This is a genomic window from Streptomyces sp. Ru73 (assembly GCF_002920575.1).
GTDB lineage: Bacteria > Actinomycetota > Actinomycetes > Streptomycetales > Streptomycetaceae > Streptomyces.
Genome location: NZ_PQSQ01000195.1, coordinates 1 through 3,580 on the forward strand (window position 1 = coordinate 1; position 3,580 = coordinate 3,580).

The 3,580-nt window shown below is 75.4% G+C and carries 3 protein-coding genes and 1 pseudogene; 2 read left to right on the forward strand and 2 right to left on the reverse strand.

Features of this window, described 5'->3' with window-relative positions; all coding sequences use genetic code 11:
* Nucleotides 1-857, reverse strand: a pseudogene (locus C3486_RS36360) (hypothetical protein); the annotation flags it as partial.
* A 208-nt stretch (nucleotides 858-1,065) separates the two neighbouring features.
* Here C3486_RS36360 and C3486_RS36365 point away from each other — a divergent pair.
* Nucleotides 1,066-1,497: a MarR family winged helix-turn-helix transcriptional regulator gene (locus C3486_RS36365; RefSeq protein ID WP_103837117.1), complete on the forward strand. Its 432-nt coding sequence runs from the start codon at nucleotides 1,066-1,068 to the stop codon at nucleotides 1,495-1,497.
* A 2-nt stretch (nucleotides 1,498-1,499) separates the two neighbouring features.
* Nucleotides 1,500-2,051 carry an isochorismatase family protein gene (locus C3486_RS36370; protein ID WP_103837118.1) on the forward strand — a complete coding sequence of 184 codons (552 nt, stop codon included), beginning with the start codon at nucleotides 1,500-1,502 and terminating at the stop codon, nucleotides 2,049-2,051.
* Between the two features lie 27 nt (nucleotides 2,052-2,078).
* Here the strand turns inward: C3486_RS36370 and C3486_RS36375 are convergent, their stop codons facing one another.
* Complete coding sequence (locus C3486_RS36375; protein ID WP_103837119.1) at nucleotides 2,079-3,485, reverse strand: amidase; 1,407 nt, start codon at nucleotides 3,483-3,485, stop codon at nucleotides 2,079-2,081.
* Nucleotides 3,486-3,580: the final 95 nt, after the last annotated feature.

Here is a 3,580-nt window from a genome sequence, read left to right on the forward strand (position 1 = left end):
GGCGCGAAGGGGTCCGGCGCCGGGTCGTACGGGGCCGTGGTGTCCCCCGCCGGCTCGTACGCCACCGGCTCGTACCCCGCCGGGTCCTCGGCCGCCGAGCGCGGGGCCGACGCCTCTGCCGCCGCTTCGTACGACGCCGAGCCTTCCACCGCGGCCGCGTGCGGCGCGAAGTGGGCTCCCGCCGACCCGTACGAGGCCGCGGTGTCCCCCGCCGAGTCGTACCGGTTCGCGGCGCCCCCCGACGGCTCGTACGAGGCCACCGCGTCCCCCGACGCCCCGTACGGGTTCGCGGCATCCCCCGACGGGGCGTGGGGCGTGAAGGGGTCGCTCGGGGGCGTGGGCGGCGACGCCGCTTCTCCGCTGTCCTCGATGCGCCGTTCCAGTTCGCGCACGCGGGCCTGCGCGCGGGCCACGTCGTCGGCGACCCAGGCCAGCTCGCCGTTGAGCGCCGCCACGTCCGTGGCCGGGTCGGCCTCCCGCAACGCTGCGCGCAGCTCCTGTTCGCGGCGGGTGGCGTGGGCCAGCTCGCCGAGCATGGCGTCGAGCCGGTCGCGGAGCGCCGCCGGGCCGCCGGTCAGCGCGTCGTACGCGGCGACCGCAGCGCCGTGCAGCTGCCGGGCGCGCGCCCCCGCCTCCGCCGCGGCCTCGGCGCCGCGCCGCCCCGCCAGGTCGTGGAGCAGCGACTCGACCACGTCCCAGGGCGGCACCTCGCGCCCGTCCAGGCAGGCCCGCAGCCCTTCGGGGTCGCGCCGCGTGAAGACGCCGTACCAGCCGTCGGCCGCGTCCAGCGCCGCCGTCAGCTCACGCAGGAAGTACGCGAACTCCGCCACCGAGTCCCGCAGTCGTGCCTCCGCCATGCCGTCCCTTCTCTCCCCCCGCCACCGCGCGCTTTCCGTCGCGCCGGTGCCGCTCGTACCTCAGATGTCGTCCTCCGTCACAGGACGACTACGGGGAGTTTTCCACTCCGGACCGGACGAGGGAGTGGCTATCAGGCAACAACGGCGTGATCACCACGGTCGACAGGAAAACTTGCAAGTTTTCCTGTCGACTTCTTAGGGTGGCGGGATGCCAGGCAAGGAGCACGAACAGCTCGTCACCGACCTCGCCACCGCGGTCGGGCTGCTGATGCGCCGGCTGCGCGCCGAGTCGCCGGCCGACGGGATCACGCCCACCCAGCGCGCGGTCTGCGCCCGGCTGGACCTGGAGGGCCCCGCGACCACGGCGGCACTGGCCAGGGCCGAGCTGGTGCGCCCGCAGTCGATGCGGGTGACCCTGGCGGCGCTGGAGGAACGCGGCGTCGTCGCGCGCAGCCCGCACCCCACCGACGGCCGCCAGGTCGTCTTCGCGCTCACCGAGGAGGGCCGGCGGGTGCTGGCCGGCCTCCGGCGGGCCAAGCAGAACTGGCTCGCGGTGGCCCTCGCCGAGCACACCACCCCCGAGGAGCGGCGCGTACTGGCCGAAGCGGCCGCGCTCCTCAAACGACTGACGGAGAACTGACCATGACCGCCACCACGCTCGACCCGAAGACCGCACTGGTCCTGATCGACCTGCAGAAGGGCATCACCGCGCTGCCCACCGCCCACCCCGCCGCGGAGATCGTCGAGCGGAGCGCGCGGCTGGCCGCCGCGTTCCGCACGCGCGGCCTGCCGGTCGTGCTGGTGAACGTCACCGGCGGCGCCCCCGGCCGCACCGAGGGCCCGGCGCGCACCGGCAACCCGCCCGCCGACTGGGCCGAGCTGGTGCCGGAGCTGGACCGGCAGCCGTCGGACGTCCTGGTCACCAAGAAGACCTGGGGCGCCTTCCACGGCACGCCGCTGGACATGGAACTGCGCCGCCTCGGCGTCACGCAGGTCGTGCTGGGCGGCATCGCGACCAGCATCGGCGTGGAGTCCACGGCCCGCAGCGCGTACGAGCACGGCTACCACGTGACCGTGGCGACCGACGCGGTGACCGACATGGACGCCGAAGCCCACCGCAACAGCATCGAAAAGATCTTCCCGCGCCTCGGCGAGACCGACACCACGGACGCGATCCTCAAGCTGCTGGGCTGATCACCCTGTTGGCCCGACGGCCGGCCATCACGCCCCCGCTCTCAGTCGGGGCCACTTCTCGTGCCAGCGCTGGTCGTCCTCCAGTTGGGCGGCCAGGGAGATCAGGCGGGGTTCGTCGCCTTCGGGGCCCAGGAGCTGGGCGCCGAGGGGGAGGCCGGCCGAGGTGAAGCCGGCCGGGACGCTGATGCCGGGCCAGCCGAGTACGTTCCACGGCCAGGCGTACGGGCAGGCGGCGATCATCGCGCGGTCGGTGCGCCAGCCGTTCATCGCGGCGAGGGTGCCGATCCGCGGCGGCGGGGTGGCGGTGGTCGGCGTGAGCACCACGTCGTACCGGCCGAAGACCGCGCCCACCCGCTTCTGCTGCCGCGCCTCGGCGGCCCGCGCCAGCTTCAGCGCGCGCCCGCCGAGCAGCCGGCCCAGCCGCGCCGCCTCGCGTGTCCTGCGGTCCAGCAGCGAGGGGTCCGGCACCCGTTCGGTCCACTCCCGTACGCCCGTGGTCGCGCGCGGTACGAAGGAGAGGCCGATCAGCCCGTAGTCAGGCTCGGCCTCCTCGACGAGGTGGCCGAGGCGGGCGAGGGTGCGCGCGACGTCCGTGACGGCGGCGCGCACTTCGGGGTGGAGCGGGCGCGGCGTACCGGTCCAGGCGGCCTTCCAGGACAGCGCGATGCGCAGCCGGCCCGGGTCCCGGCCGACCGCGGCGCGCACCGCGACGGGTGCCGGGCGGTGCAGGTCGTGCCGGTGGCTGCCGCTGCACACCTCCAGGAGCAGTGCCGCGTCCTCGACCGTGCGGGCCAGCGGGCCGATGCAGGTGATGCCCTGGAACGCCTCCGGTTCGGGCCAGGTGGAGATCCGGCCGCGCTGCGGCTTGATGCCGACGAGGTGGGTCCAGGCGGCGGGTATGCGGACCGAGCCGGCGCCGTCCGTGCCGAGCGCGGCGGGGACGAGCCCGGCGGCGACCGCGGCGGCCGAGCCGCCCGAGGAGCCGCCGGGGGTGTGCGCCGGGCTCCAGGGGTTGCGGGTGTCGCCGAAGGCGGGGCCCTCGGTGAACGGCCACTGGCCCAGCTCGCAGGCGTTGGTCTTGCCGACGACGATCGCGCCGGCCGCGCGCAGCCGCCGGACGGCTTCGGAGTCGGCCGCCTTGCGCGGGAACGTGCCGGCGCAGCCGAACGCGGTGGGCTCGCCCGCCACGTCGGTGTCGTCCTTGACCGCGACCGGCACGCCGAGCAGCGGCAGCCGCTCCCCCGCCGCGAGCCTGCGGTCGGCCTCCTCGGCCTCGGCGAGCGCCGCCTCGGTCCGTACCAGGCGGAAGGCGTTCACGGTGCCGGCGGTCGCCGCGATGCGTTCCAGCGTGCGGCCGACCAGCTCGGCCGACGTGGCGTCACCGTCGCTCAGTGCCCTGGCCTGTTCGGCCAGTCCCTCGAACCTGTCCCCCATTGCCTCACGCCCGTCCCTCGTCCTGACCGTCCGTTCCGACGGAGGGGCGCAGAGTAAGCACGCGTGCGAGCCGGGTTTCAACCGTCTCCGGCGCC